Genomic DNA, 26725 nt, shown 5'->3' on the forward strand with positions numbered 1-26725 from the left:
GCTTCCCAAGATATGAATGTCCCGCAGGGAGGAATTAGAATGAGCCAGCTGCGGTTTGTTACGGCGGGGGAGTCACATGGCGCGGCACTGACGGCAATTCTCGACGGAATGCCGGCGGGGCTGCGTATTTCACGTGCGGAGATTGATGCACAGCTGGCGCGTCGCCAGAAGGGATATGGTCGTGGCGGTCGCATGAAGATTGAGACCGACCACGTGGAGGTGCTCTCGGGGCTGCGCTTTGGCGAGACACTGGGGTCGCCGATCACCTTACAGGTGGTGAACCGCGACTTTGCAAACTGGACGGAGCGTATGAATCCCTTTGGAGCACCGACGGGAGAGCCGGTCACTGCCGTCCGTCCGGGGCACGCGGATCTCACGGGCGTGCTGAAGTATGATCGCCATGATGCACGCGATATCCTTGAGCGTTCGAGTGCACGCGAGACCACGATGCGCGTTGCCGTCGGTGCGATCTGTCGTCAGCTGCTTGCCGCCGTTGGTGTGACCATTGTCTCCCATGTGACGGAGATCGGCGGCATGCGTATTGACCGCGCGGCGGTCCGCGATGCGGATATCGGTGTGACAAACAGCGACGATCTGAACGTGTGCGACTCTGTGGCAGCAGAGCAGATGAAGGCGCGTATCGATGAGGCAAAGGCGGCGGGGGATACCCTTGGCGGCGTGTTTGAGATCGTTGTGCGCGGGCTTCCGATCGGGCTCGGCTCACATACGCAGTGGGATGCGCGCCTTGACGGAAAAATTGCGGGCGCGGTGATGTCCATTCAGGCGATCAAGGGTGTGGAGATCGGTGCGGGCTTTGTATGTGCACATCTGCCGGGGATCGCAATCCACGATGAGATCTATATGGGGGTCGACGGCCGTCCGTATCGTGCGACCAACCGCGCGGGAGGTCTTGAGGGCGGCATGACGAACGGTGAGCCCCTTGTCGTGCGCGCGGCGATGAAGCCCATCCCGACACTGATGACCCCTCTGAAGACAGTAGACCTTGCGACGGGTGCGGAAGTGTTGGCGAGCAAGGAGCGCAGCGACACCTGCGCCGTACCTGCCGCCTCCGTGGTCGGCGAGGCGATGGTCTCCTTCGTCCTTGCCGATGCGATCTGCACGCAGTTCCATGCGGACTCCATGACCGACCTTCGCTCTTCGATCGCTGCCTATCACGCACGTCTGGAGAGCGTGTGGGGGCGCGCATGAAAAATGTTGTATTGATCGGCTTTATGGGCACGGGCAAGACGAGTGTCGGTCGGTTGCTTGCCACGCGGCTGGGATGCGCCTTTCACGATCTCGACAGGAAGATCGAGGAGCACTGCGGCATGCCCATTCCCGTGATATTCAAGGAGCATGGAGAGCCGTATTTTCGCGCACGCGAAAAGGAAGCCGTACGCGCGGCAGCGGCGCGTACAAACATCGTTATTGCTACAGGCGGCGGTACGGTCAAGGATGCGGAGAATGTGGCGCTGCTGCGGAAAAATGGTGTTCTCGTGGCACTGACTGCCGATGCGGATACCATCCTGCAGCGGACGCGGGTGCGTGGAGCGCGGCCCGTTCTCGACAGTGCCGATGCGGGAGACCGCCGTGCGGCAGTCGAGCGGCTTCTTGAGGAACGCCGTCACCTTTACGAGAGCGCCGACATCACGGTGGACACGAGCGGGCGTGCACCGCTTGAGGTGGCGGAGTACATCGTACAGGCAACGCGAATTTGGAGAAAATAAGATGCGCAAGGTAATGGTCGAGCTCGGGGCACGCAGCTATCCGATTGTGATCGGCAGCGGCATTGACAATGAAATTATTTCGTTCGTCCGCACGGCAGGATACTCTGCGCATGGTATGATCGTGACGGATACGAACGTCGGCCCGCTTTGTGCGGACCGTATCGCCGCGCTCTTCACCGACGCGGGCGTGCATACGGAGATCGTTACGATTCCTGCAGGCGAGCCATCGAAGAGCCTCGCGCAGGCAAATGATCTCTTTACGAGTGCCATCGAGCTGGGGCTTGATCGCCAGTCGCCGATCATCGCACTCGGCGGCGGCGTGGTCGGAGATCTCACAGGCTTTGTTGCGGCAACCTATATGCGCGGTGTGCCCTTTCTCCAGATGCCGACGAGCCTTCTTGCGCAGGTGGATTCGAGCGTCGGCGGCAAGGTCGCTGTCAATCATCCGCTCGGCAAGAACCTCATCGGTGCGTTCTATCAGCCCGACGCGGTCTTTATGGATCTCGATCTGCTGCGGACACTGCCCAGACGTGAGATTTTTTCGGGGCTTGGTGAGATTATCAAGTATGGCATCATCTACGATGCGGATTTTTTCGCATGGCTTGAGGAACACTGCGCGGATGTGCTCGCCCTTGAACCCACAGGAGCGACCCATATCATTGCCCGCTCCTGTGAGATCAAGGCGAATGTCGTGCGGCAGGACGAGCGTGAGGGCGGGCTTCGCCGTATCCTGAATTTCGGGCATACCATTGCCCATGCGGTTGAAAAGGAGACGGGGTATGTGCGATACCGGCATGGCGAGGCAGTTGCAATCGGCATGGCGGGTGCAGCCGCGATCAGTGTGCAGATGGGACTTCTCGCGGAGGATGACCGCGTGCGTATCAGCGAACTGATCCGTGCGATGGAGCTGCCCTTGACCGCAGGGGGAGTAACAGCGGACGCGATGTATGCGGATCTTTTCCATGATAAAAAAACCGTCGGTGGACGCATTCATTGGGTGCTCGCGGAGGGCATTGGACGTGTTTCCATTCATGATGATGTGCCAGAGGCGGTCATCCGTAAAATTTTACTAGGACTATCATCCTAAAATATTTAAGTTTACTTTATTTCGCAACGAATAACAGATAAGGGAGGTGATCGGAGGATGAAGCAGCGATTATGCACGTTGTTGCAGATCGTTTTCTTTGCACTGCTGTTGTGCATAGGACATGCGGCATCGGCTGAGACCTCATCACTCGCGTGGGAGTATTGGCAGCCCTCTGGGCCTTATGTAGATGAAAAAGCGGCGCGAACAGTTCCTGCATTCCCAAAGGAGGAGGGAACATGGCGCAGGTTCAATCCGCAGTTCGGTGTTGCGGTTCCCGAGGGGACGCGGTGTGTATGGGTACGTGTTTACATCCCGCCGGATACAGGAGTCGATGAGAGCCTCTTTTTCTCCACGACGGACCAGGCAGTTCAGATCTTTTTGGACGGTGTATCCATTTATCGCTACGGCGATCTCGATCACCATAATTTCTCCTATGGCCGCAAGTGGCATCTTGTTGAGCTGCCTGCATGGGCGGTTGGGCGGCAGCTCTATATGCAGGTGTATTCAGACAACATCTGGGTGCTCGGGCAGTTTGACCGTGTCCGACTGGACCGCGCCGCCTATCAGATCGAGGATGTCTTTATCTACGACTTCCCGTATGTGAGCGGTATTACGGCTCTCGCGATCTTTATCATACTGCTCGGTGTTTACTTCTTTACGGAGAAGGATCTTAGGGATGTATACTTCCGTCTGATCGTCGTTCTGCTTGCCTTTTTCGTCTGGATGTTCAGCTCCTCGAATCTCGTGCTTCTCTGGGCGGACTGGCCCATCTTTTGGTGGTATCTGGAGCTTATCTCCTCCTATCTTATTCCCGTTGCGGCGAATCTTCTGATCTACGGTATCATTGATGACGATTATAAAAAGAAGGTTCTGCAGGCAACTGCAGTTTATGCCGCCATTTTCGGCGTTGCCGTTGTGCTTGAAGTCCTCGGTCAGAACGGGCTCTATCTCATGCGGTTCTTCTACTATCTTGCACTTGGCATCTACGGCATCATAACGGGATACTGGCTGTGGGGCTGTCATCGGCGTGGAAACAAGCGGTGTCGGCCGATTCTTATCGCATTTGGAACGCTTTCGGCACTTGCTGTGGTCGATGGACTGTCAATCCAGTATCGTGTATTTGCGTGGCACACCTACTTTGTTCCATTCGGTATTTATACGGTCGGTTTCTTCATCGTCCAGTTGATTCTGGAACGAGCGGAGCATGAACGCTATCTTGCAGAGCTCTCCGAGAGCCTTGAGAACGAGGTCAGTGTCGTGACGCGGCGGATGGAGGTCGATCCGCTTACGGGCGCGTTCAACCGCAACAAATTCCCCGCAGCGACGCGTGACTTCATGCGGATTTCACTCGAAATCAAGGAGCCGTTCGCGCTCATCATGCTCGATATCGATCACTTCAAACATATCAATGATACTTACGGACACGATGTCGGCGATGTGGTGCTCGTGGGCTTCGCGCAGACGATCAGCGGCTTCCTCGACCGCCGCCACATCCTCATCCGCTGGGGCGGCGAGGAGTTTATCCTGCTCTGCCTCCACTATGACGGTGCGGAGGCGACGGCGTTTGCGAATACGATTCGCGAGGCGGTCTCTGAGGCGCGCATCCACCCGTCGGACCAGGTGACGTGCAGCGGCGGCGTTGCCGTCTGGTACGGTACGTCCGAGGATACGGCAGCCCACATGGTAAAACGTGCGGATACTGCGCTCTATCAGTCGAAGGAGAACGGGCGCAACCGTATCACCTGCGAGCCCGACTGGAAGGCGCACATGCCGCCGCGTCGCCCAAAGAAAAAGGAAAAGTCGTCGGACAGCGTTCCAACCGAGGTGCGTACGCAGGAGATCCGAGATCGCTGACAAAAAATTTTTCTTGCGCGAAGCGTCATCTTATGCTATAGTCACTGGGTATGTGTGTGGATGGTCCGCTGGACGGCATGAGCCGGCTATGAACATCCAAGCGAAGGAGGAAAACACAATGAATATCATCGAGGTTCTTGAGAAGGAGCAGCTCCGCTCCGACATCCCGCAGTTTGCACCGGGGGACACGGTTCGCGTCCATGCGCGTATCGTCGAGGGCACGCGCGAGCGCATTCAGGTGTTCGAGGGTGTTGTCATTGCGCGTCAGGGCACGGGCGTCCGCGAGACCTTCACCGTGCGCCGCATCGCGTCGGGTGTCGGTGTCGAGCGTCTCTTCCCCGTGCACTCCCCGCGCATCGCAAAGATCGAGGTGACGCGCCGCGGTATCGTTCGCCGTGCGAAGCTCTACTATCTGCGCGGACTCACGGGCAAGGCGGCTCGCATTCGGGAAAAGCGCTAACTGTACGATGGATAGGGACTGCTGCGGCAGTCCCTATTTTTGCTGTATTCGTCGTATGAGAGGAGGTTTTTATGGAAAAAGAAACGTCAACCGCGTCGGAGCTCAAGGACTGGATTGTATCCATCGTTGTCGCCGTCGCACTTGCTATGTTTATTCGCACCTTTATCGTGGAGCTTTACGTCGTCGACGGGCCGTCGATGCGCCCGACGCTCGAGTCGGAGGAGCGTCTCGTCGTCAATAAATTCATCTACCGCTTCCGTCCGCCGGAGAAGGGCGAAGTCCTCGTCTTTCAGTATCCGCGCGACCCGAGCCGTGACTTCATCAAGCGTGTGATCGCGACACCGGGCGATACGATTGAGATCCGCGAGGGGCGCGTGCTCGTCAACGATCAGCTGCTCACGGAGGACTACATCCTCGAAAAGACGCGCAGCGAGTACCCAAAGTCGACCGTGCCCGAGGGGCGCATTTTCGTCATGGGTGACAACCGCAACAACTCCGAGGACAGCCGCTTTGCCGATGTCGGCTTTGTGCCGTACGATCTCATCAAGGGAAAGGCAATCCTCGTATTCTGGCCGATTTCACAGTATAAGACGCTCTGATGGAGGACACTATGCGTTTTGTATCATGGAACGTCAACGGGTTGCGTGCAGCTCTCAAAAAGGGCTTCATGGAGTCTTTCAAGGAACTCGATGCCGATGCCTTCTGCCTGCAGGAGACAAAGATGCAGGAGGGGCAGGCGATCCTCGATCTGCCCGGCTATGAGCAGTATTTTTACAGTGCGGAGAAAAAGGGCTACTCCGGCACGGCGATCTTCACGCGTATAAGGCCGCTCTCGGTGAACTACGGGATTGGCACCCCGGAGCACGACCACGAAGGACGTGTCATCACGATGGAGTTTGCGGATGTGTACCTCGTCACCGTCTACACGCCGAACTCGAAGAACGCGCTCGCACGCCTCGACTACCGTATGGTCTGGGAGGATGCGTTCCGCGCATTTTTGCTTGACCTGCGTGCGAAAAAGCCTGTCGTTGTCTGCGGCGACCTCAACGTCGCGCACACGGAGATCGACCTCAAGAACCCGAAGAGCAACCGCCGCAATGCGGGCTTTACGGACGAGGAGCGCGGGAAATTTACGGAGCTGCTGAATGCGGGCTTTGTCGATACCTTCCGTGCGCTCTATCCCGATGTGACGGGCGCGTATACATGGTGGTCGTATCTGCGCCATGCGCGCGAGACGAACGCGGGGTGGCGCATTGACTACTTCCTCGTCTCGGAGGAGCTGCGTGAGCGTATCGCCGCGGCAGAGATCCATGCAGATGTATTCGGGAGCGATCACTGCCCCGTATCATTGACGTTGAAATAATCGTCCTCCAAAGCCTGCCCCGCTTGCGGGGAAGGGGGACCGCGAAGCGGTGGAAGGGGCAAAAAGATAGGCTGCGTGTCGTGCAGCCCTATGATTACCGAACGATTGTATTGTAAGGAAATTTATGGCATCACTGAAAGAAGAACTCGCGCGTGAAATCGAAAAGCGCCGCACCTTTGCCATCATCTCACATCCGGACGCGGGCAAGACGACACTGACCGAGAAATTGCTCCTCTACGGCGGGGCGATTCACCTCGCCGGCTCGATCAAGTCGCGCAAGACCCAGCGTCACGCCGTCTCGGACTGGATGGAGATCGAAAAGCAGCGCGGCATCTCCGTCACGTCCTCCGTCCTGCAGTTCGACTACGACGGCTATCGCATCAACATTCTCGATACGCCGGGGCATCAGGACTTTAGCGAAGATACCTACCGCACGCTGATGGCGGTGGACAGCGCCGTCATGATCATCGATGCGGCGAAGGGCGTCGAGGCGCAGACGCGCAAGCTGTTCCGCGTCTGCCGTCAGCGCGGCATCCCCATCTTTACCTTTGTCAATAAGCTCGACCGCTTCGGCAAGGCACCGCTCGATTTGATGGATGAGCTCGAAAATGTTCTGGGCATTCGCTCCTATCCGATGAACTGGCCGATCGGTACGGATGGTACCTATCGCGGCGTGTATGACCGCGAGAAGAACCGCATCGAGCTCTTTGCCGAGGATGTGACGCATGGGCAGGAGACGCGTGTCTCCGAGGTGTTCGCAATGGACGATCCCGCGTGGAAGGAGCGCGTCGGAGCGGAAGTCGCCGCCGCGCTCGCGGACGACATCGAGCTGCTGCGCGACGCGGGCGAGGAGTTCGACCGTGCAGCGGTGGATGCGGGCGAGCTCACGCCGATGTTCTTTGGCTCGGCGATGACGAACTTCGGCGTGCAGAACTTCCTTGAGGAGTACATCCGTCTCGCGCCGACACCTGCGCCGCGCATGTCCTCGGCGGGCATGATCGAACCCGATGACGAGCAGTTCTCGGGCTTTGTGTTCAAGATCCAAGCGAATATGAACCCCGCGCATCGCGACCGTCTCGCGTTCATCCGCATCTCGTCGGGCAAGTTCGACCGCAACATGAGCGTCTGGCACGCGCCCTCGGGCAAGCTCATCAAGCTCGCTCAGCCGCAGCAGTTCCTCGCGCAGGATCGCCAGATCATCGACACGGCGTATCCCGGCGACATCGTCGGACTCTTTGATCCCGGTGTGTTCGGCATCGGGGATACGCTCTGCGACCCCGCACGCAAGTTCAAGTTCGAGGACTTCCCCGTGTTCCCGCCCGAGCGTTTTGCACGCGTTGCGGCGAAGGACACGATGAAGCGCAAGCAGTTCGTCAAGGGCATCGAGCAGCTCACGCAGGAGGGTGCAATCCAGCTCTTCGAGCAGGTCGGCGCGGGTCTTGACAGCTACATCGTCGGCACCGTCGGCACGCTCCAGTTCGAGGTGCTCGAGTACCGTCTGAAGAACGAGTACAATACGGAGATCACCATGCAGATGCAGCCGTTCGAGACGGCGCGCTGGCTTGCGTTTCCCGACGGGCGCACAATCACACCTGCCGATCTGCGCGGTGCGGATCGCGGCATGTTCGTCCATGACCGCAACGGCAACCCCGTTCTTCTCGTCAGCAACGAGTGGGCGCTCGGCTGGATTCGCGAGAACAACCCCGATCTGCAGCTTGGGCAAGTACCGTTCGACCGCAGAGAGGCATGATTGAAAATAATAAGAAGGACATCGCTCTTTGCAACATGATGTCCTATTTTTTTGAAATAATATTTCTTTTTTGTGGAAAATATGGTAGTATTGTCCTAAAACACGAGAATCACTGTTAAGGAATCTAGGAGGATGGTTCGTTGTTCAAGGGGAACAAATCTAAAAAACTGGCATTTTTTGCCGCGATGGCACTGGTCGGCGGTGCATTTGCACCGTATACTTATGCAGCAGATGTGACAATCAATCCCTCACATCCGCCGGTAAAAAATGTACCGCGGCCGCTCACCACAGGAGCGGCGGGCGGCGTTGGAACAGACGGTGCAGATGCGTCGGGGAATACGCTCACCATCCAGGACTATGATTATGAGCACAACGCTGTCTATGGCGGTGCTGCGCTCGGTACGGGAAATGCGGAACGAAATACACTGACGGTCGTGAACTCCAAAGTCCTGCTGGGGTATGGCGGTGCTGCACAGAACGGCGGCAACGCAAACCACAACAAGCTCGTATTTCGTTCGGGCGAGATCGGTGTGTGGATGGCGGGCGGACTTGTCAACAGCGAGACGGGGAGCGCAGAGGGAAATTCTGTCACAGTTCACAGTGGTACGACATCGCATATCTACGGCGGATATTCCAAAAAGGCAAAGGCACGCGGGAACGTTCACAAGAATGAGGTTGTTGTCAATGGAGGGACGATTGACGGCAAGATCAAGGGCGGTGTCATCGACGAAGCCAAATCGACGGGCAATGTGACGGAAAATACGGTTACGATCAACGGCGGAACGGTCAAGGACGCGGTCTATGGCGGCGCAATTGAAAAAAGCAATTCCACGGGTACGGCAGCGGGGAATCGCGTTACGATCAATGGTGGAATCATTCAGAAGGACATCATTGGCGGCTTTGTGCGCGGCAAAGGGACGCTGACGGGGAATATTGTCACCATTGCGGGCGGCGAAATCGAGGGCGAGGTATATGCCGCATTTTCCGACAACAGTAAAAGTGTGCTGACGGATAACGTGGTCAACCTCGGCGACGGGGAACATGCTGCGCCGGTGAATGTTTCTAAATTTGTCTGGGTGGCGCGTGGAAGATACGGCGCGACTTCGTCCGGAAATACGCTCAATGTCAAGACACGTGCAGAGGCGGACTCTGTCGGCGGCTTCGAGAAGCTCAATTTCTATTTCAAGGAAGCGATTCAGCCAAAACTCACCCTGCGTAAGTCGATGGATTTGAAGATAGCGAGTCTGAACGACATTGGGGTCTATGGATCACCGCAGATGAAGTCGGGGACGCTGATTGAGAAGGAACGCGGCAAAATCAAAATCAAGGACGGTGTAACGTCCGCGACCGTCACCGGCGATACCGCAGAGATGACGCTCCGTCTGGACAGCACGGAGAAGAAACTCGACTATACGCGGTTGATCTTCAAGGGCGCAACAGTCGCTGAATCCGAAGGAACGGACACATGGGGCGGACGCTCCACGATCGGCAACACGACGACGGAGAACGCGATCACGATCGACAGCGGCTCGCACACGAATGTTTACGGCGGTTGGACGACGGGTACAGGCTCGACGGCTGCGGCAGAGCGGCGCGGCAACAGCACGAAGAACACTGTCACGATCACGGGCGGCACAATCGGTACGGTCTACGGCGGTTTTACGGACGTGGTGAATGGAACGACGCACGATAATACGGTTAATCTCGGAGACGGGGCACATCCGCTTGCACCCGCTACAACAATCGTGGAGCTTTATGGTGGAAACAGAACTGCCACGGGCAATACGCTGAATGTCAACACGGCTGCGACGGTTGGCAGGATTGAGAATTTCTCGACAGTCGCTTTCAAGAACGCGTCTTCCAAACTGACGCTGACACAGGCAGGGGCGCACTTCGACCTTGACGCGATCCAAGCTGATTTCGCAGCGACGGAGAACCCCATCACGCTTGTACATAACGAGCACGGCTTGACACTCATGAATTATACGGGCAAGGTCAAGTCCACGCTGAGTGTGGACGGTACGCGGGAAACGAATATCGACGTGATCGAGACTGCCGGACGGAAAACCGACATTGTTCGATACGGATATATGATCAAGGATGCACGGGCGGCAACGACCCTTGGCACAGATACGTGGGGCGGACGCTCGCGTGCGGGTAACACGACGACGGGGAACGCGATCACGATCGACAGCGGCACGCACACAAATGTGTACGGCGGCTGGACGACGGGGACAGGCTCGACGGCTCCCGCCGATAAGCGCGGTGACAGTACGAAGAACAGTGTTACGATTAAGGACAATGCCGTAGTAACCCATGTTTATGGCGGCTTTACAGATGTCGCAGGAGGCAGGGCGGAGCACAACATTGTCTCTCTTAAGGATGTGACCGTCACAGGAACGGTCACGGGCGGACGCGGCACGGTGACGAGAGATAACGTCATCCGTCTCCGCAACGCAAAGGTCACGGGGCTGGTCACAGGCGGTACGGGGCATGGAACAGGCAATACGCTCGCGGTCTACTACAGCACGGGTACGTCTGAGATCGGTGACTTTGACGGAATCCAGAATCTCCATTTCGATCTGGAAAGCGCTCCTCCGCGCGGTGCGCATACCCTTCTGAAATTGACGGCGGTGGGCGGCGATAAGCATCTCGTAGGGATGAAGATTGATTTTCACCGTGACGGTGCCGCGCAGAAGTTCGCGCCGGGCGATCAGATTACGCTCATGGAGAACACGAACGGCAGAGTATCGCTTGGTGAAAATGTGACGGTACAGGGCACGGATGGAATATCACGCGACTATACGTTTGATGTTGTGTCAGAGGGGAACACGCTCATCGGAAGGGTTGCACAAGTAACCATGAACGAGCAGTCCAAGTCCATCGTCGAGACGCGTGCGGGCGCGAGTGCGTTCCTGAACGACGGCGCAGACTTCACGGCGGGTCCTGGCATGGATGCGGCGAAGAAGGAGGCGCGTGCTGCAGTGCAGAGCGGCAGTGCGCCCTATGGCATCTGGGCAGGTATGGGCGGCGGTTCACTCCGCCATGAGACCGGCTCCTATGTCGATATGAAGGGTTGGAACCTCGGTGTCGGCTGGGCGCGTGAGAACGCGGTGCAGGTGGGCACGCTCACCTTTGGCCCCTTTATCGAGTACGGGCGCGGCAGCTATGACTCCTACCTCGATGACGGTACGCACGGCAGCGGCAAGACAAACTATCTTGGTGCCGGCATGATGGCGAAGATCGAGACAAAGTCACACAACTGGGTTGACGGTTCGCTGCGCATCGGCAGGACAAAGAGCGACTACACAGGGCTTGCAAACTACGACACGACGAGCACCTACTATGGCGTGCAGGTCGGCGTTGGCAAAGACTTCCATGTGAGTGAAAACGATACCATCGGTGCGTATGTCCGCTACGCGTATGCACATACGGCGGGCACGAGCGCACACCTCAGCTCGGGCGAGACATTCGACTTCAATGCGGTGAACTCGCATCGTCTGCGCATCGGCACGCGCTATACGCACGGTGCGACGGCACTCAGCCAGTTCTACGCAGGGCTTGCATGGGAGTATGAGTTCGACGGCGACACACGCGCGACCTCACAGGGCGACAGCGCACCGAGCCCCTCGCTGAAGGGCGGCAGTGCCCTGCTCGAACTCGGTTATCGCTTTGCGCCGCAGGACAGCCGCATGAGTTATGACCTGAATCTCAATGGATGGCGAGGCAAGCGTCAGGGCATCACGGGCGGTGTCTCCGTCAAGTGGGCGTTCTGAGAATAATGCAGTAAAATTGAGCAACAACAAAGAGAACGTGGGTGCTTCCCGAAAGGAGGCTCCCACGTTCTCTTTGTCTATGTCTGCATATATCGATTGACGAAGTCCCGTACCTCCTCGCATGCAGCGATACTCTCCGCAAGTTCCGGCAGAACGAGTGGGAAGACATGGGGCATTTCGGGATAGACGGTGCATGTTACGGATGTTCCGTCCGCTGCCGCTTTTGCCGCAAGCACTTCGTCCTCTGTTCGAAGGAGGTCGTATTCGCCTGTCTGGATCAGCATTGGCGGCAGTCCGCTGAGATCGGCGTGAATCGGGGAAAGGTGCGGATCGTCGAGCGGGAGACTGCCGGCATACGGCGGTGTTTTGCGCAAGTGGGGGGCAAACGGTGTGCCCTCACCGAGCACTTTGTCCTTTGTAAAGTTTTCCATGCGTGATGTGCCGTCCTTGTGCTCGAAGTCCGTCCACGGCGAGAGGAGGATGAGTGCCGCAGGCTGCGGAAAGCCCTTGTCTCGCAGGTGGAGAGCAAGTGCTACGGCGAGATTGCCGCCCGCAGAGTCTCCAAAGATGATGATATCTGAGGGGCGTGTCCCGTGCGCAAGGAGTCCCTGATAGACTGTCGCCGCATCCTCAAGTGCAGCAGGATAGCGGTACACGGGCGCGTGGCGGTAGTCCACACAGTAGATCTCGCGTGCGTTCGTATACGCCGCCTGACGCACGGCAAACGTGCGGTAAAGATCCGTGAGTCCACTCATATAGGCACCGCCGTGGAGTTGGAGCACAACCCTCTTGGTGGTTGGATTCGGCGGCGCAAGGCACTCGACCGGAACGTTTCCGATGGAGGTCTTTTCATATGCCCAGCCCGCGGGTGCTGTGAACGGCGCAGGTTTTTTGTCGGCGGGCGGGTAGTAGAGCGCATTCATCTGCGTCTTGATGTACGCCTGTTTCGCTTCGCCTGTGAGGACGATGCCGCGCACCTCGGGGGCGGCGGATATTGCGCCAAATCCACAGTGCGGAAGGACAGCAAGCCCAAGGACAAGGGCGGCACCGCCAATATATCGCTTCCATGTGTTCATGGCGTTTGCTTCCCGGCGGTGGTGAACGCTTCGTCGCACCATGTGAGGAGAGCATCCTCGATGCTCTCCTCATGTTCGTTCAGCGTCTGCCCTTCCGAGGTGATATAGAGGCTGCGTCCGTCTGCATAGGCAATGAGGATGTTGTAGGCGGGATTCGTCACGGTCTCCGCGCGTGCGCCGTAGTCGTTCTCGGCAGCGAGGTCTCGTGCGGCAATGACTGCGTGAAGGCGCGCCGCAAGCTCGGGTGTCCACGGGATGTAACGCTCGCGGATGTCAAGACGGCGGCCGTTTGTGAACTCCTTCGCCACAAATTCGGCGAGACAGGGGATGAGGGCATCCGGATTCAGCCCTCGTTCTGTGATTTCCTCCGCCGAGAATGCATCCTTGACGACACCGTCAATCTGCCAGATCATGCGCATGAGTGTGCCGTCCGCGACAGGGTGGCGGAACTCCATTGTCAGCTGCCGGATTTCGGTGTGCTCGGACGGGACAATTCTTGTTGGCTGCATGGGTGCTGCCTCGGGGGCAGCCGTAGCTTCCGCACCGAGGAAGAGCAGAGGGACGAATATGGCGGCGAAGCAGTACCGCACCGCTTTGTGCGCGAATGTCATCGTCGTCTCCTTTTCAGCTGAACAGATCGTTCAGTGCCTCGGTCATGGTCGGGTGGGTGTAGATGGCAGATCCGAGCGCGGCAGCAGTGATGCCGTGGTCGATTGCCATTTTCATGAGGTTGATCATCTCCTGCGACTCGGGACAGAAGAAATGCGCACCGAGGATTGTGTCCGTCTTTGCATCAACGACTGCCTTGAGCATGCCGACGGGCTTCTTGTAGACCTGCGCCTTCGGGATGGCGGCGACTTCAAGGCGGAGGATACGTACGTCAAAGCCCGCTGCCTCTGCCTGTGCCTCCGTCATGCCGACGCGCGAGAGGGGCGGATCGAGGAAGACGGAGTAGGGGACGGCTCCGCGATTTGCTGTTGTGCGTGTTCCGCTGCCCGCAAGCTGATCCTTTACAATACGGAAATCGTCGAGGGAGATGTAGGTGAACTGCAGTCCGCCCGCGACATCGCCCATCGCCCATATGTGCGGTACGTTCGTGCGCAGGTGCTCGTCGACAGCAACCGCACCGCGCTCCGTCACAGCAACGCCCGCCGCTGCAAGATTCAGCCCTTCGATGTTCGGGCGGCGGCCCGTTGCAATGAGGATGGCGTTCGCTGCAAGCCGCTTCTCTCCGCCCGCCGTCTGCACGACGACATTTGCGCCCGCAGCGCCGTCCTCGATGCGCTGTACCTTCGCCCCCATCAGGATATGGATGCCGCGATCATTTGTGTGCTGTAGGACGCGTGCAGCGATCTCCGTGTCTTCGCGGGGGATGAAGGCATTGCCATCCTGCACGACGGCAACGGATGAGCCAAAGTTGGCGTAGTACGATGCGAACTCCAATCCGATATAGCCGCCGCCGATGATGACGAGCTTTTCGGGCAGCTCGTCCAGCTCCATCATCGTCTCACTCGTGTAGACGTGCGTGCTCTCCGCCGCTCCCTCAATCGGCGGGACGAAGGGCAGCGCACCTGTATTGATGAAGATGCGGTCCGCCGTGACGGTCTGCTCTCCGTCTGCGCCGACAATGCGTACGGTATGCGCGTCGACAAACGATGCCTCTCCGTCAATGACGACAGCCCCCGTGCCCGTCACCTTGGCGTAGTTCTTTTCGCGCAGCATCGCTGTGAGGCGGCGTTTCTCTGCAATCGCCGCACGATAACGCGCCGCTTTTGCTGCGAAATCGCCGCCCGCCGCTGCCGAGAGCCGCGCACTATACTCCAGCGACTTCGACGGGATGCAGGCGACGTTGATGCAGGTGCCGCCGTAACGCTCCTTTGACCGCTCGACGAGGGCGACCGTCTCGCCTTTCTTCGCGAGGAAGCCCGCGAGCGTCTTGCCCGCCTTGCCGAAGCCAATGATGAGATTTTGATATGATGTGTTCTGCATGGGATGCTCCATTTCTATTGAATGTTGTATGACTGCTGTCATTATAGCATTTTCTGACGCTGATGAAGAGAAATATTGTGGAAAAAATGTGCGTCTCATTTACAATTCGGTGGATTCCTCCTATAATGATAGAGAATTATTCTCTGTCAACGGAAAGGAGCGGACTATGCTGACGCATGAAATGTTAGCACCACACACGGAACTCCTGCTGCGGCACGATCTGTTCGAGGGCATCCCTGCGGATGCTCTGCCGGAACTCCTAAATGCGCTCGGCGGTGAGATGAAGCGTTATGCGGCAGGCACAGACATCATGCGCATGGGACGTGCGCCGATTGTGACGGGCATCATCCTCGTGGGGGAAATCGAAGTGTCGTTCCTCAACGAGAACGCTGACCAGATCGACATGAATATCTTCGAGGCGGGTAAGAGTTTCGGCGAGACGATGGAGGGGGCGAATCTCGCGGCGAGCCGTATGTTCGTCAAGGCGCTCAGCGATACGGTGATCCTGCGTCTGCAGTTTCGACAGCTCTATGAGCGTACCGCGTGCAGCGATCCGCATCTCTGGCGGTTTACGCTGAATATGCTGCGCAGGATTTCGCAGAAGGGGATATTCTATCAGCATAAGATCCGCATCATGGGCCAAAAGAGCATCCGCGCAAAGCTCAGTGTCTACCTGCAGGCGATCCCCGTGGAGGGAGACGGCACCGCCGTACGTGAGCTGAACCAGACGCAGCTCGCTCGCTATCTCGGCGTGGAGCGCAGCGCACTCAGCCGCGAGATGAGTCATATGCGCGACGAGGGAATCATCGACTACGACCGCAGGACCCTGCGCGTGCTCAATCCGGATTTTTTAGCGGTTTAGGGTAAAATAAAGGACTGCCGCCTCTTTGCAGCAGTCCTTTTTGTATGAGTGAAAGTCGGTTTTACACCATCTCTTCGGGGTGGAAGACCTCGTCGAACTTCTCGGCGGTGAGGAAGCCGAGAGCGACACACGCCTCTTTGAGGCTGATGTTCTCGTCGAACGCCTTGTGTGCGGTCTTCGCGGCGTTCTCGTAGCCGATGTACGGATTGAGCGCCGTGACGAGCATCAGCGAGCGGTGGAGGTTCTCGTGCATTTTCTCGCGGTTCGCCGTGATCCCTGTGACGCAGCGGTCGTTGAACGACTTGAGGGAGTCGGTGAGGAGGCGTGCGGACTGGAGGAAGTCGTAGATCATGACGGGCATGAACACGTTCAGCTCGAAGTTGCCCTGTGAGGCAGCAATGCCGATGGCGGCATCGTTGCCCATGACCTGTACGGCGACCATCGTGACGGACTCGCACTGCGTCGGGTTGACCTTGCCCGGCATGATGGAGCTGCCCGGCTCGTTCGCGGGGATTGTGATCTCGCCGAGACCGCAGCGCGGACCTGCTGCGAGCCAACGGATGTCGTTCGCGATCTTCATCATGTTTGCGGCGAGCCCCTTGAGACCGCCATGTGCAAAGACGATGGCATCTTTGCTCGTGAGCGCGTGGAACTTGTTCGGCGCTGTGACGAACTTCTTGCCTGTCAGCTCACTTGCCGCCTGTGCGACAGCGACATCGAAGCCCTTCGGCGTGTTGAGCCCCGTGCCGACAGCGGTACCGCCGAGTGCGAGTTCGTGGAGGAAGGGCAGTGCTGCCTGCAGCTGCTTTTTCGACTGCTCAAGCATAGCGAGCCAGCCGCTGATCTCCTGCGTAAACGAGATGGGGACGGCATCCTGTAGATGCGTACGCCCTGTCTTGACAATGCCCTCGTTCTCCTTCATCAGGCGGCGGAAGGTATTCGCGAGGAGGTCGATGCTCGGGAAGAGTCCGTCCTCAATGGCGATGACCGCAGCGATGTGCATCGCCGTCGGGAACGTGTCGTTCGAGCTCTGCGACATATTGGAGTGATCGTTCGGGTGGAGGATCTTCTCACCTGCGATTTCGTTGCCGCGATTGGCGATGACCTCGTTGACGTTCATGTTCGACTGTGTGCCGCTGCCCGTCTGCCAGACCGCGAGTGGGAAGTGCTCCGCGAGTTTGCCCGCGATGATCTCGTCGCACGCCGCCTTGATGGCGTTCAGACGTTTGTCGTCGAGCTTGCCGAGCTTGTTGTTCGCGATCGCGGCGGATTTCTTCAGAATGCCGAACGCGTGGATGATCTCTGCGGGCATCTTCTCAATGCCGATGGGGAAGTTCTCAAAGCTGCGTTCCGTCTGCGCCGCCCAATACTTGTCCGCCGGAACCTTGACTTCGCCGAGGGAATCGTGTTCGATGCGATACTCCATTTGGATTGTCCTCCTTAAAATTGTAATAGTAGAGAGAAAAATCTGCTAATGAGAGTATAGCACAAAACAATGAAAATGAGAATGTTTATCCAACAAAATTATGATAAATTTTCTGTAAAGTTACCTGTGCCGCGATACCGATGCCGATGCCCGTCAGAATACCGATAAAGCCGAGCACGGGAGCATAGGAAAAGAGAGCGGTCGTCTGCATGACGGCGGCGGCGACGAGGAGCTGTGCCATGTTGTGTAGGAAGCCGCCCGCTGCGCTGATGCCGACGATGGACAGCTGCGAGTGCTGTTTCAGCAGCACCATCGCCGTAAAACTCGCTGCGCCGCCCGCGAGACTGTAGAGCATGGGGGCGACACCTCCACCGAGAGTAGAGGAGAGGAGGATGCGCAGCGTGAGCATGAGTCCTGCGTCACGTGTCGGCAGGAGATGGAGTGCGATGAGTGTAACGATGGCGGCGAGCCCGAGCTTTGCACCGGGAACGGGCAGCGGCAGAGGGAGGAATCCCTCAAGTACAAAGAGAATGAGGGAGAGTGCTGTGAGCAGCGCAATGCGCGTCATGCGGTGAAGGTTCATATCACTTCACTTCGATGAGGAGCTTGTGCGGCAGGCAGGCGATCACGTCGCCTTTTTTTGATGCCTTACCCGTCTTGACACAGACGAGGTCGGGGCAGTCCGCATCGACGACGGCGATGCTTTCATCCTCGATGCGGATCGTGTTCGCCCCGTGCTCATCCGCAATGACGATGTTCTCCGTGCCCGTGTGCCCCGTGAGAGGGATGTCGTAGAGCTGCACATTGTCCTGTGTGATAACGGCGTGACGCACAGCATTGTCCGTACGTGTGAAAAAAAATACGGCACCGATCCCACAGAGGAGGAGCAGTGCGCCGATGAGGACGAGGTCGTTTTTCTTCATAGAAGTTCCCTGCCTTGACGAATGTTTTCAATAACAGTACAATAGCCTTTAGATGCCTTTTCCGAGTTCGCGCTGCCAGTAGGCAAGATCAGGCTCGTTCAGCGGGAGGTCGATGGTCTGCCCGTTGTCATAGTAAAAGCGTAGACGTACCCCTGTCGCCTTGCGGACGGCGGGGAGGCTGGCACGCGGCAGCTCGACGAACATTTTGTTTTCGTTTTTATACGGGTTGTCCGCGCCCTCGGCGGGACGCGGCGTATATTTGGTGATTGCCTTCATCTCCCACGCAGTGCCGTCTGTGTAGAGGACGACATCGGGCAGGAGTTTCGCCTCGTCAAAGCGGTAGTCCCAGAGCGCGAGGGTTGCGCCCTCAAGCCGTCCCTCACCCGTGTAAGATGCCTGAAAGTCGATGCGCGCATATGCGGAGAGGCTGCGTGCCGTGCGATGGTCGATCCAGTAGGTGTAGGAGAGCCCAAAGATGCCCGTGAGGATGAGGAGCATACCGATGAGGATGAGAAAATTGCGGAATACGTTCTGCAAGATGCTCCTCCTTTCGATGGTGATTTCTGGGCTATTATAACATAGGGAAATGGGATTTGTCAGCATTTTGGGAGACTCTGTGTCGCGAATCCCACGCGAACGCTTAGGGAATCGCTGATAAAATGAAGTCCGTCAGATTGGCGTAGATTTTTCGTCCGAACAAGGAGACAAACCGGACGCATAGCAAGGGCTATGTGGAGGATTTGCCGACACAGTGCGGGCAAAAAAGATGCGCTAAGATGGCGCGGCTGAATTTATCAGTGCTTCCTTAGTTACGCAAACGATTCACATCATGGGACAACAGGGGATTTGGGATACAGGGGGGATAATATGGCGATCAAATTATTCGTATCGGATCTGGATGGGACGATGCTGCCGGACGGAAATGTGGTGTCTGCGGAGAATATCGCCGCTGTGCGCCGCGCAGCGGCGGCGGGGGTCACGGTAACGATCGCGACGGGGCGCATGTTCGAGGCGGCTCTGCCTGTCGCACGCGCGCTCGGTGTGGACGTGCCGATCATATCGTATAACGGCGGGCTCATCAAGAGCCCGAGCGGGCGCGTCTACGAGGAGCACACGGTCGATTCAGCGCTCGCGCACAACATCATCGCGTTCTGCAAGGAGCGCGGTTGGTACATCCAGAGCTACAGCGGCGGTGTTCTGCGCTATGTGGAGGCGTGCGACGAGTCCCGTTTTTACGAGAACTCGCAGCAGCTTACGGGGCAGGCGGTCGGCTGGGACGGGCTGTTCACGCACACGGAGGGCAACTGCAAGCTGCTCCTCGCAACGAAAGGGCGCGACGTGACGCTCGTGCGTACAGAGGCGGTGCTCGCTGCATTCGGCGAACGCGTGGATGTGACGCGCTCGGCGGACCGTCTCATTGAGATTGTACCGAAGGGGATATCGAAGGCATCGGCACTGAAATCACTTGCGGGCAAACTCGGCATCTCCATCGCGGAGACGATGGCGATCGGCGATGCGTACAACGATCTTCCCATGCTGAAAGCTGCGGGCAAGAGCATCGCGATGGGCAACGCATTCCCCGAGGTCAAAGAGGTGACGGACTACGAGACTCTGACCTGTGAGGAGAACGGGCTCGCGGCGGCGATTTATCACTACGTGCTCGGCATGGAGGCGGATGCGCCCGTGCCGCTGAGGGGATAACGGGATGGCGATCAAACTCATTGCACTCGATCTGGACGGGACGCTTCTGACCTCGGACAAGAAAATCACGACGCGCACGAAGGACATCATTGCACGCGCAATGTCACGCGGTGTCACGGTAACGATTGCGACGGGGCGGATGCTGCGCTCGGCACTGTACTTCGCACGCCTTCTCGCCTCCGACGCACCTGTTGTATGCTGCAACGGTGGCTACGTTGGCACGGCGGAGGGAGAGCCTGTCTTTGCACGCTATTTCGATCCCGCATTGACCGCTGCGTTCCTGACCTTTGCGTACGAGCGCGGTTGGTATGTCAACTGGTACAGAGGAATGGATATCTACGCATCGGAGTATCGCCCGGAGTATTTTACCGCCTATGCCACAACGAGAGGGTTCGTGGTGAGGGAGGTCGGCGACGACTATCTGCGCTATACAGAGAAGGTGCCGCAGTTCGTCCTGCGCGAACTGACAAATGGGGTCGACGCGTATGTATGTGAGGTGCGGGAGCGTTTCGGCGATCAACTCATTCCCCAGCAGAATGCGGGGACGAGCGTCGACATCAATCCCCCCGGAATCAACAAGGCGGTCGGTGTGCGGGCACTCGCGGACGCGATGGGGCTCACGCTCGATGAGGTTATGGTCGCAGGTGATGCGGACAACGATTTCGAGATGCTGGAGATGGGGGCGTTCTCCGTCGTACCCGAGAACGGGCTGCCAGAGGCGAAGGCACGCGCAAGCTATGTGACAGCATCGAACGATGCAAACGGGATTGCGCTTGCCATTGAGAAATTTGTACTGTGAGGTGATCTGTGATGGGGGACACGAAGCGCAGCGGGGAGAAGTTCCGCCCCGTGATCGTGACGGGGCTGTCGGGCGGTGGAAAGTCGCTCGCGGCACGCTATATGGAGGATCTGGGCTATTTTTGTGTGGATAATCTGCCGCCGGTGTTCATTCCTAAATTTATTGATCTTTGCCGCGAGACGCATGGGCAGATCAACCGTGTGGCCATCGTGGTGGACACGCGCAGCCGCGAGTTCTTTGATGATTTCGTGCGGATTCTTAGCGAACTCGATGCGGGCGATGTCTCCTATGAGCTGCTCTTTATTGAGGCATCCGACGATGTCATCATCCGCCGCTACAAGGAGACGCGCCGTCCCCATCCGCTCGCGCCCGATGCGCGCATCTCGGAGGGCGTGACGCGCGAGCGCGCGCAGCTTGCACCGATTCGTGCACGGGCAACGCAGCTGATCGACACATCAAACCTGCGCAAGGCGGAGCTGCGCGACATCATCCGTCAGCACTACGATACCCCGGGTGCGGATACAGAGATGAGCGTCAACATTCTCTCATTCGGGTTCAAGTACGGTATTCCGCTCGATGCCGACCTCGTCTTTGACGTGCGCTTCCTGCCGAATCCGTTCTATGTGGACTCGCTGCGCAAGAGGAGCGGCACCGTTCCGCAGGTTGCCTCCTACATCGAGTCATGGGATGTGACGCAGAAATTTGAGCAGTACCTCGACGGCATGATCGACTTCCTCCTCCCGCAGTACGTGAAGGAGGGCAAGAGCCAGCTCGTCATCGCCATTGGCTGCACGGGCGGCATGCACCGCAGCGTATTCATCGCCAAGCATCTCTACGACCGTGTCAAGAGAAACTATGCAGCACACCTCGAACACCGTGACCTCATGAAGAATGAGGTGCACGAACACGTGAGTGAGGACTGAGAGATGCATCTCATAAAATGGCTCTATCCCGGCTTGGGGTTCAAACGATGGCTCTTTGTTTTTGCCGTCGGAACCCTCTGTGTCGGGCTCGGAGCGGCACTGATCTTCAACTACAAATACATTGACAGCATCGAGGAGGCGATCTTCCGATTCGTCTACACATGGCAGGGGAGCTATGACTATGGCTTTACGGCGATTGCGGGCGGCCTCATTGCACTTCTCGGCAGCGGTCTTATGCTCTTGGCGACGCGCCACATCATCCGCTCCGTCATCACCGCGCTGATGCCCGAAGGGACATCGGCGCGCCTCGTTGATCTCGTCTACGAAAAGACACGCCTCAGCCGTGGTCCTGCAGTCACAGTGATCGGCGGCGGACATGGGCTCTCCGTGCTCCTGCGCGGCATCAAGGAGCTGACGAGCAATGTGACGGCGGTGGTGACGGTCGCGGACGACGGCGGCTCGTCGGGGAGGCTGCGCGAGGAGCTCGGCATTATCCCGCCCGGCGACCTGCGCAACTGCCTCGTCGCGCTCGCCGATACCGAGCCGCTGATGGAAAAACTGTTTCAGCATCGCTTCGAAGGGCAGAGCAATCTCGCAGGGCACAGCTTTGGCAATCTCTTCCTTGCGGCGATGGCGGAGGTTACGGGCGATATGGAGACTGCCCTGCGCGAATCCTCAAAGGTTCTCGCGGTCAAAGGGCGCGTGCTCCCCGCATCGAAGCAGTCTGTGCGCCTCGATGCGATCCTCGAGGACGGCACAGTGGTCGAGGGCGAGTCACACATCCCCGAGGTACACGGCCGTATCCGCCGCGTGCGCCTCTACCCGCCGGATGTCGCACCCGTTCCGTCCGCCCTGGAGGCGATCCGTACGGCAGATGCGATCATCCTCGGCCCCGGCAGCCTCTATACAAGCATCATGCCGAATCTCCTCGTCAATGGCGTTGCCGAGGAGCTCCGAAAGAGCCGTGCACTCAAAATCTATATCTGCAACGTCATGACCCAGCCGGGCGAGACGGATGGCTATACCGCCGCCATGCACGCGGAGGCGATCATCAAACATGCGGGGCGCGGTGCGATCGACTTTATGCTCGTGAACAATGCGCCGATCTCGGACGAGCTGCGTGAGAAATACGCTGCAGAGGGCATTGCGCCCGTTGCGGTGGACGTGGCGCAGATCAACGCGCTCGGCATCGGTTTTGTCGCGGCGGACATCATCAATCAGTCGGATGCGGTGCGGCACGATCCCGACAAGCTTAGCCGCAATGTCATGCGCATGATCTACGATTTTCGGGTGAGCTGAGATGCCGTCGTTTGCTTCGGATGTAAAGAATGCGCTCTCGCGCACGGATACGGAACGCTCCTGTTGTCAGACGGCGGAGCTCGCCGCACTCCTGCGCATGGGTGCGTCCATGGTGACGGATGGCGAACATGGCCTCGGGCTGCGTTTCGAGACAGCGAGTGCTGCTGTCGCCCGCCGCGTGATCCGTTTGCTGCGTACGATGGACGCGGCGATCGGAACTTCGGTTGCGATGGAGCAAAGACCCCAGCTGCGCCGCCGCATTTACATCGTCAACATTGCAGCGGGGGAGGGCGTCACACCGCTCCTCACGCGGCTCGGCTTTATGGGGGGCGAGACTCCTGTGGGAACGGATCTGGCACTCCTGCGAAAAAAGTGCTGCCGTGCGGCATATCTGCGCGGTGCATTTCTCGGCGGCGGCAGCGTGAACCGTCCCGAGGCGGGCTGTCATCTTGAGATTACGGGCAAGCATGCGGCGATGGGGCGTGCACTCCACACGCTCCTGCGCCGGCTGCACTTTCCTGTGGGACTGACGGATCGACACGAGTCGTACGTCGTCTATCTCAAGGAGGGCGATGCCGTCATGGACTTCCTCGCGCTCATCGGGGCGGAGGAGGCGGCAGAGGAGATCGAGATCGCACGCAATCTCAAGGAAGTGCGTGCGCAGGTGAATCGTCTCGTCAATGTGGAGACGGCGAATCTGCAGCGTGCAGTGGATGCAGCGGCGGATCAGCTCGCGGCGATCGAGCGGCTGACGGCGGCGGGAGGACTTGCCACGCTGCCGGAGGATCTGCGCGAGACGGCAGAGATGCGCCGCGCTCATCCGGAAATCAGTATTGCGGAGCTCGCTGCGCTCTGTCACATCAGCAAGTCGGGTATGAGCCATCGTTTGCGGAAGATCCGCACGTTGGCAGAGGAGGTTTGAGTATTGATGAGAGGTATCGCGCGGCGGCTTACGATGGGACTACCGCTGCCCGTGCTGCTGATCGCGGCGTTTGCTGCATGGATATTGACGGCAACGCCGCCGTCGGGCTTTCCCATTCTTGAGTATCACATGGTAACGGAGGAGCCGCGTCCCGGGGCGGAGCGCTATGTGGTCTTACCCGAGGACTTTGCAGCGCAGCTGGACTATCTCACTGCGGAGGGGTATACGACGATTACGCCGCAGGACTATGCACGCGCACGCAAGGGCAAGCAGCAGCTGCCCGAAAAACCCGTCATCCTCTCCTTTGACGATGGCTACGAGGACAACCACCGTGTCATTCTGCCGATGCTCGAAGAGCGCGGCATGAAGGCAGTGTTCTATGTGGTGACGAATGATATCGGTCTCCCCGGCTATATGACGTGGGACGACCTCTTTGACTTGGAGAGGCACGGCATGGAGATCGGCAGCCACACGGCGAACCACATTCCGCTGACGACGCTGCCCACCGAGAAACAGCGCGAGGAGCTGCACCTCTCGAAGCTGATGCTCGAGTGGAAGGGCCTGAAAACCATCTACAGCTTCTCCTATCCGACGGGAGCGTACGATGCGGGGATCGTCGCGATGCTCGCTGAGGAGGACTACCTGACGGCGGTGACGGGTGAGGCGGGGTTGAACAATGTGGAGACGAATCCGTATCTCCTGCGCCGTGTCAACATCCCGTCGCCGCATTTCGGGCTGACGGAGTTCCGCCTGCGCCTTATGAAGGCGGATATCGCCGCGCGTCTCGATGTGCGGCTGGCGGAGCTGCCGGACGGTGTGCGCACGGCAATTGCGGAGCTGCGGGCGAAGCTGCGCAGTGTAAAATAAAATTGGAAGAGGGAACGAATGAAAAAGGGATTGTTTCAGAAAATCGCTGCAGCGATGCTGGTTCTCCTCGCTGCAGAGGGGCAGGCAATGGCAGCGCAGCACGAGGACGGCGTGACGATTGTGCGTGAGCGCGGTGCGGCGCAGGCGAATATCCGCGATCGTATCAAGAGTATCCTGCGTGATACGGAGGAGCCGCGCAATCGCGTCTTCTCGCCTGGTACATCGCGCATGATGCGGCTTTGGGATGTGGAGTCCTACGATACGGGGGGGACGCTGCTCTTTTCGGACAGCCCCGAGTACGTCAAGGAGACCGGTATCCTCTACCGCGACACGGTAACGGGGGATGCACGCGTTCTCTACTATCATCTGAATGATACGGCACAGCCGAAGAAGCTCGCTGTCGTCCTTGAAACGGAGGCGGATCTCGCGACGGTCTCTGTGACGCGCGGGGCTGCTGCAGCACCGAGTGCGGACTATCTGTACGTCGGAAAGGCGACACAGATCGGCTATTTCGACACGCAGGAGATGAACGAGCGCATCTATGTGACGAAGGAGCGGCCGCGCCTTCTCGTGCCCGCAATGAACGAAACCCTGCTTGCGCCAGGACAACTCGTCTACGGTGTCTACGATTTCCACACGAACGCGCCGGTGCGCGTCTCGGTCATCATGTACGGCGCGGATGTCGATCCCTTTTCCTTTTTGCGTACGGCACGCGTCCTGCCGCGCGACGAAATTGCGCTGCGCGGGACGTTCCGCGGGATGAACCGTGTCCTTACATCACAGAAGATCTATCATCCTGCGATGGATGGCGCGGTCTACTTCCCCATCGGCGACAATATCCATGACATCTATCGGCACGGCATCGACGCGACGGATGGCTCTGCCGTTACCAACTATGGCAACTACGGCATTCTCTATCAGATCAACATTCCGACGGCGGGGCGTGAGCGTATGCGCTACTTCCTGAGCCCGCTCGGCGGTGTCTATGCGGGGGCGGTGCGTGTGGAGAGCGGCACAAAGACCACGCTGGTTCAGACCCCCGCAATGCGACCGTATTTCGGCGATCAGACCCTGCCGGAGGCACCGAATGTGATGCAGGCACGTGAGGAAGGGCTGCTGCTCCTCACGCAGTACACGGAGCTCGCCGATCTCGGGACATATCCTGCCGCGCAGCCCGTTCATTTTGAGTATTCACCGCCGGGGGCATCGAATCTGCCCGTGAATATTATTCTTATGCCTGAAAAGTAAAGATCATTAACAATATAATTTTCTAATTTGAAGAAGGGTTTTTCTTATGCACGTTGAAATAGGAACATAGTAAGCTGTGCATACGAATTTATACCCGGGTGGATCAGGGAGGAAGAACAACATGGCAGAAGAGACGAAGATCGATCACGAGCGGCTGCTCGAAGCGATTGAGCGGATCGCGACCTCGACGCAGACGGTCTACGAGGCGATTGAACAGGTGGCAAAGAGTGCGACGGAACTCGCAAGTGCAGGGCAGGAGTCTGTCAAGCAGGCGAAGTTCCTGCAGGAGCGCAACGCTGACACAATCAAGGTCATCGACTTCATCACGAACATTGCGGGGCAGACGAATCTGCTCGGACTGAATGCGGCGATTGAGGCGGCGCGTGCCGGCGAGCAGGGACGCGGGTTCGCTGTTGTCGCCGAGGAAGTGCGCAAGCTCGCAGAGCAATCGCGTGAGGCGACGGAGCGCATCCAGGTGACGCTGAACGAGATGAACCGCGCCGTCGAGGACATCTCGAAGTCCATCGAGACCACCGGCTCCATCAGCGAGGAGCAGGCAGCATCGACGCAGGAGATCACGGCAAACCTCTCGCGCGTGACACGTGCGGCGGACGAACTCAAAGAGTATATCAAGAATCTCGCGTAAGACAGCAAAAAACCTCCCGCACGAAAC

General features: G+C 58.3%; 26 protein-coding genes. 19 read left to right on the forward strand and 7 right to left on the reverse strand.

The window, feature by feature from the left end:
* Positions 1-39: 39 nt before the first annotated feature.
* The 9 genes from aroC to HMPREF9334_RS09445 all read left to right on the forward strand — a co-directional run bounded on the left by aroC (position 40) and on the right by HMPREF9334_RS09445 (position 12017).
* Complete coding sequence (aroC, locus tag HMPREF9334_RS09405) at positions 40-1209, forward strand: chorismate synthase (RefSeq protein WP_006693236.1); 1170 nt, start codon at positions 40-42, stop codon at positions 1207-1209.
* Positions 1206-1727 carry a shikimate kinase gene (locus HMPREF9334_RS09410; RefSeq protein ID WP_006693237.1) on the forward strand — a complete coding sequence of 174 codons (522 nt, stop codon included), beginning with the start codon at positions 1206-1208 and terminating at the stop codon, positions 1725-1727. Before aroC ends, HMPREF9334_RS09410 begins: the two co-directional genes overlap by 4 nt.
* Before the next feature lies 1 nt (position 1728).
* The gene (gene aroB, locus HMPREF9334_RS09415; protein WP_006693238.1) at positions 1729-2814 is read left to right on the forward strand and encodes a 3-dehydroquinate synthase; all 1086 of its coding nucleotides are present in this window, start codon (positions 1729-1731) and stop codon (positions 2812-2814) included.
* A 57-nt stretch (positions 2815-2871) separates the two neighbouring features.
* A complete protein-coding gene (locus HMPREF9334_RS09420; RefSeq protein WP_006693239.1) occupies positions 2872-4668 on the forward strand; it encodes a GGDEF domain-containing protein in 1797 nt (598 codons plus the stop codon).
* A gap of 118 nt (positions 4669-4786) precedes the next feature.
* The gene (gene rplS, locus HMPREF9334_RS09425; protein ID WP_009754020.1) at positions 4787-5128 is read left to right on the forward strand and encodes a 50S ribosomal protein L19; all 342 of its coding nucleotides are present in this window, start codon (positions 4787-4789) and stop codon (positions 5126-5128) included.
* 71 nt (positions 5129-5199) lie between these two features.
* A complete protein-coding gene (gene lepB / locus HMPREF9334_RS09430; RefSeq protein WP_006693241.1) occupies positions 5200-5727 on the forward strand; it encodes a signal peptidase I in 528 nt (175 codons plus the stop codon).
* An 11-nt stretch (positions 5728-5738) separates the two neighbouring features.
* Positions 5739-6491 (forward strand): exodeoxyribonuclease III, encoded by a 753-nt coding sequence (locus tag HMPREF9334_RS09435; RefSeq protein ID WP_006693242.1) that lies wholly within the window; start codon positions 5739-5741, stop codon positions 6489-6491.
* 124 nt (positions 6492-6615) lie between these two features.
* Positions 6616-8241, forward strand: coding sequence for a peptide chain release factor 3 (locus HMPREF9334_RS09440; RefSeq protein ID WP_006693243.1), 1626 nt, complete (start codon positions 6616-6618; stop codon positions 8239-8241).
* A 140-nt stretch (positions 8242-8381) separates the two neighbouring features.
* Positions 8382-12017 (forward strand): autotransporter domain-containing protein, encoded by a 3636-nt coding sequence (locus HMPREF9334_RS09445; RefSeq protein WP_006693244.1) that lies wholly within the window; start codon positions 8382-8384, stop codon positions 12015-12017.
* Positions 12018-12094: 77 nt separating this feature from the next.
* On the opposite strand, the gene HMPREF9334_RS09450 is transcribed toward HMPREF9334_RS09445, so the two are convergent.
* From HMPREF9334_RS09450 to HMPREF9334_RS09460, 3 genes are read right to left on the reverse strand one after another with little or no spacing between them, the layout of a single operon-like run.
* The gene (locus tag HMPREF9334_RS09450; RefSeq protein ID WP_006693245.1) at positions 12095-13093 is read right to left on the reverse strand and encodes an alpha/beta hydrolase; all 999 of its coding nucleotides are present in this window, start codon (positions 13091-13093) and stop codon (positions 12095-12097) included.
* Complete coding sequence (locus tag HMPREF9334_RS09455) at positions 13090-13704, reverse strand: hypothetical protein (RefSeq protein WP_006693246.1); 615 nt, start codon at positions 13702-13704, stop codon at positions 13090-13092. Before HMPREF9334_RS09455 ends, HMPREF9334_RS09450 begins: the two co-directional genes overlap by 4 nt.
* Positions 13705-13717: 13 nt before the next feature.
* Positions 13718-15082: an FAD-dependent oxidoreductase gene (locus tag HMPREF9334_RS09460; protein WP_006693247.1), complete on the reverse strand. Its 1365-nt coding sequence runs from the start codon at positions 15080-15082 to the stop codon at positions 13718-13720.
* Between the two features lie 166 nt (positions 15083-15248).
* Here HMPREF9334_RS09460 and HMPREF9334_RS09465 point away from each other — a divergent pair, with 166 nt between their 5' ends.
* Positions 15249-15944 (forward strand): Crp/Fnr family transcriptional regulator, encoded by a 696-nt coding sequence (locus HMPREF9334_RS09465; RefSeq protein ID WP_039957502.1) that lies wholly within the window; start codon positions 15249-15251, stop codon positions 15942-15944.
* A 61-nt stretch (positions 15945-16005) separates the two neighbouring features.
* On the opposite strand, the gene fumC is transcribed toward HMPREF9334_RS09465, so the two are convergent.
* The 4 genes from fumC to HMPREF9334_RS09485 form a co-directional block, all read right to left on the reverse strand.
* Positions 16006-17370 (reverse strand): class II fumarate hydratase, encoded by a 1365-nt coding sequence (gene fumC / locus HMPREF9334_RS09470; protein WP_006693249.1) that lies wholly within the window; start codon positions 17368-17370, stop codon positions 16006-16008.
* Between the two features lie 85 nt (positions 17371-17455).
* Positions 17456-17953, reverse strand: coding sequence for a Gx transporter family protein (locus tag HMPREF9334_RS09475; RefSeq protein ID WP_006693250.1), 498 nt, complete (start codon positions 17951-17953; stop codon positions 17456-17458).
* A gap of 1 nt (position 17954) precedes the next feature.
* Positions 17955-18293: a NusG domain II-containing protein gene (locus HMPREF9334_RS09480; RefSeq protein WP_006693251.1), complete on the reverse strand. Its 339-nt coding sequence runs from the start codon at positions 18291-18293 to the stop codon at positions 17955-17957.
* Positions 18294-18341: 48 nt separating this feature from the next.
* Complete coding sequence (locus tag HMPREF9334_RS09485) at positions 18342-18791, reverse strand: hypothetical protein (protein ID WP_425358160.1); 450 nt, start codon at positions 18789-18791, stop codon at positions 18342-18344.
* Positions 18792-18976: 185 nt separating this feature from the next.
* Between HMPREF9334_RS09485 and HMPREF9334_RS12680 the strand changes: the two genes are divergently transcribed.
* The 9 genes from HMPREF9334_RS12680 to HMPREF9334_RS09525 all read left to right on the forward strand — a co-directional run bounded on the left by HMPREF9334_RS12680 (position 18977) and on the right by HMPREF9334_RS09525 (position 26698).
* Complete coding sequence (locus tag HMPREF9334_RS12680; RefSeq protein ID WP_071985993.1) at positions 18977-19102, forward strand: secretion protein HlyD; 126 nt, start codon at positions 18977-18979, stop codon at positions 19100-19102.
* Positions 19103-19160: 58 nt separating this feature from the next.
* Complete coding sequence (locus HMPREF9334_RS09490; protein WP_006693253.1) at positions 19161-19994, forward strand: Cof-type HAD-IIB family hydrolase; 834 nt, start codon at positions 19161-19163, stop codon at positions 19992-19994.
* A 4-nt stretch (positions 19995-19998) separates the two neighbouring features.
* On the forward strand, positions 19999-20793 hold the full coding sequence (locus tag HMPREF9334_RS09495; protein WP_006693254.1) for a Cof-type HAD-IIB family hydrolase: 795 nt from the start codon (positions 19999-20001) through the stop codon (positions 20791-20793).
* Positions 20794-20804: 11 nt separating this feature from the next.
* On the forward strand, positions 20805-21716 hold the full coding sequence (gene rapZ, locus HMPREF9334_RS09500; RefSeq protein ID WP_006693255.1) for an RNase adapter RapZ: 912 nt from the start codon (positions 20805-20807) through the stop codon (positions 21714-21716).
* A 3-nt stretch (positions 21717-21719) separates the two neighbouring features.
* The gene (locus tag HMPREF9334_RS09505) at positions 21720-23015 is read left to right on the forward strand and encodes a gluconeogenesis factor YvcK family protein (RefSeq protein WP_006693256.1); all 1296 of its coding nucleotides are present in this window, start codon (positions 21720-21722) and stop codon (positions 23013-23015) included.
* A 1-nt stretch (position 23016) separates the two neighbouring features.
* Positions 23017-23937 carry a DNA-binding protein WhiA gene (gene whiA / locus HMPREF9334_RS09510; RefSeq protein WP_006693257.1) on the forward strand — a complete coding sequence of 307 codons (921 nt, stop codon included), beginning with the start codon at positions 23017-23019 and terminating at the stop codon, positions 23935-23937.
* A 6-nt stretch (positions 23938-23943) separates the two neighbouring features.
* The gene (locus HMPREF9334_RS09515) at positions 23944-24804 is read left to right on the forward strand and encodes a polysaccharide deacetylase family protein (RefSeq protein WP_039957560.1); all 861 of its coding nucleotides are present in this window, start codon (positions 23944-23946) and stop codon (positions 24802-24804) included.
* A gap of 18 nt (positions 24805-24822) precedes the next feature.
* Positions 24823-26052, forward strand: coding sequence for a hypothetical protein (locus HMPREF9334_RS09520; RefSeq protein ID WP_006693259.1), 1230 nt, complete (start codon positions 24823-24825; stop codon positions 26050-26052).
* 121 nt (positions 26053-26173) lie between these two features.
* Entirely contained in the window at positions 26174-26698 is a 525-nt protein-coding gene (locus tag HMPREF9334_RS09525) for a methyl-accepting chemotaxis protein (RefSeq protein ID WP_039957504.1), read from the forward strand.
* Positions 26699-26725 lie beyond the last annotated feature (27 nt).

Origin of the sequence: Centipeda infelix ATCC 43532 (assembly GCF_000234095.1) — a bacterium.
Taxonomy (GTDB): domain Bacteria; phylum Bacillota; class Negativicutes; order Selenomonadales; family Selenomonadaceae; genus Centipeda; species Centipeda infelix.

Bases quoted from the DNA above. Each gene is read 5' to 3' on its own strand.
- aroC (WP_006693236.1), top strand. From the start codon at position 40: ATGAGCCAGCTGCGGTTTGTTACGGCGGGGGAGTCACATGGCGCGGCA.
- HMPREF9334_RS09410 (WP_006693237.1), top strand. From the start codon at position 1,206: ATGAAAAATGTTGTATTGATCGGCTTTATGGGCACGGGCAAGACGAGT.
- aroB (WP_006693238.1), top strand. From the start codon at position 1,729: ATGCGCAAGGTAATGGTCGAGCTCGGGGCACGCAGCTATCCGATTGTG.
- HMPREF9334_RS09420 (WP_006693239.1), top strand. From the start codon at position 2,872: ATGAAGCAGCGATTATGCACGTTGTTGCAGATCGTTTTCTTTGCACTG.
- rplS (WP_009754020.1), top strand. From the start codon at position 4,787: ATGAATATCATCGAGGTTCTTGAGAAGGAGCAGCTCCGCTCCGACATC.
- lepB (WP_006693241.1), top strand. From the start codon at position 5,200: ATGGAAAAAGAAACGTCAACCGCGTCGGAGCTCAAGGACTGGATTGTA.
- HMPREF9334_RS09435 (WP_006693242.1), top strand. From the start codon at position 5,739: ATGCGTTTTGTATCATGGAACGTCAACGGGTTGCGTGCAGCTCTCAAA.
- HMPREF9334_RS09440 (WP_006693243.1), top strand. From the start codon at position 6,616: ATGGCATCACTGAAAGAAGAACTCGCGCGTGAAATCGAAAAGCGCCGC.
- HMPREF9334_RS09450 (WP_006693245.1), bottom strand. From the start codon at position 13,093: ATGAACACATGGAAGCGATATATTGGCGGTGCCGCCCTTGTCCTTGGG.
- HMPREF9334_RS09455 (WP_006693246.1), bottom strand. From the start codon at position 13,704: ATGACATTCGCGCACAAAGCGGTGCGGTACTGCTTCGCCGCCATATTC.
- HMPREF9334_RS09460 (WP_006693247.1), bottom strand. From the start codon at position 15,082: ATGCAGAACACATCATATCAAAATCTCATCATTGGCTTCGGCAAGGCG.
- HMPREF9334_RS09465 (WP_039957502.1), top strand. From the start codon at position 15,249: ATGCTGACGCATGAAATGTTAGCACCACACACGGAACTCCTGCTGCGG.
- fumC (WP_006693249.1), bottom strand. From the start codon at position 17,370: ATGGAGTATCGCATCGAACACGATTCCCTCGGCGAAGTCAAGGTTCCG.
- HMPREF9334_RS09475 (WP_006693250.1), bottom strand. From the start codon at position 17,953: ATGAACCTTCACCGCATGACGCGCATTGCGCTGCTCACAGCACTCTCC.
- HMPREF9334_RS09480 (WP_006693251.1), bottom strand. From the start codon at position 18,293: ATGAAGAAAAACGACCTCGTCCTCATCGGCGCACTGCTCCTCCTCTGT.
- HMPREF9334_RS09485 (WP_425358160.1), bottom strand. From the start codon at position 18,791: ATGCTCCTCATCCTCACGGGCATCTTTGGGCTCTCCTACACCTACTGG.
- HMPREF9334_RS09490 (WP_006693253.1), top strand. From the start codon at position 19,161: ATGGCGATCAAATTATTCGTATCGGATCTGGATGGGACGATGCTGCCG.
- HMPREF9334_RS09495 (WP_006693254.1), top strand. From the start codon at position 19,999: ATGGCGATCAAACTCATTGCACTCGATCTGGACGGGACGCTTCTGACC.
- rapZ (WP_006693255.1), top strand. From the start codon at position 20,805: ATGGGGGACACGAAGCGCAGCGGGGAGAAGTTCCGCCCCGTGATCGTG.
- HMPREF9334_RS09505 (WP_006693256.1), top strand. From the start codon at position 21,720: ATGCATCTCATAAAATGGCTCTATCCCGGCTTGGGGTTCAAACGATGG.
- whiA (WP_006693257.1), top strand. From the start codon at position 23,017: ATGCCGTCGTTTGCTTCGGATGTAAAGAATGCGCTCTCGCGCACGGAT.
- HMPREF9334_RS09515 (WP_039957560.1), top strand. From the start codon at position 23,944: ATGAGAGGTATCGCGCGGCGGCTTACGATGGGACTACCGCTGCCCGTG.
- HMPREF9334_RS09520 (WP_006693259.1), top strand. From the start codon at position 24,823: ATGAAAAAGGGATTGTTTCAGAAAATCGCTGCAGCGATGCTGGTTCTC.
- HMPREF9334_RS09525 (WP_039957504.1), top strand. From the start codon at position 26,174: ATGGCAGAAGAGACGAAGATCGATCACGAGCGGCTGCTCGAAGCGATT.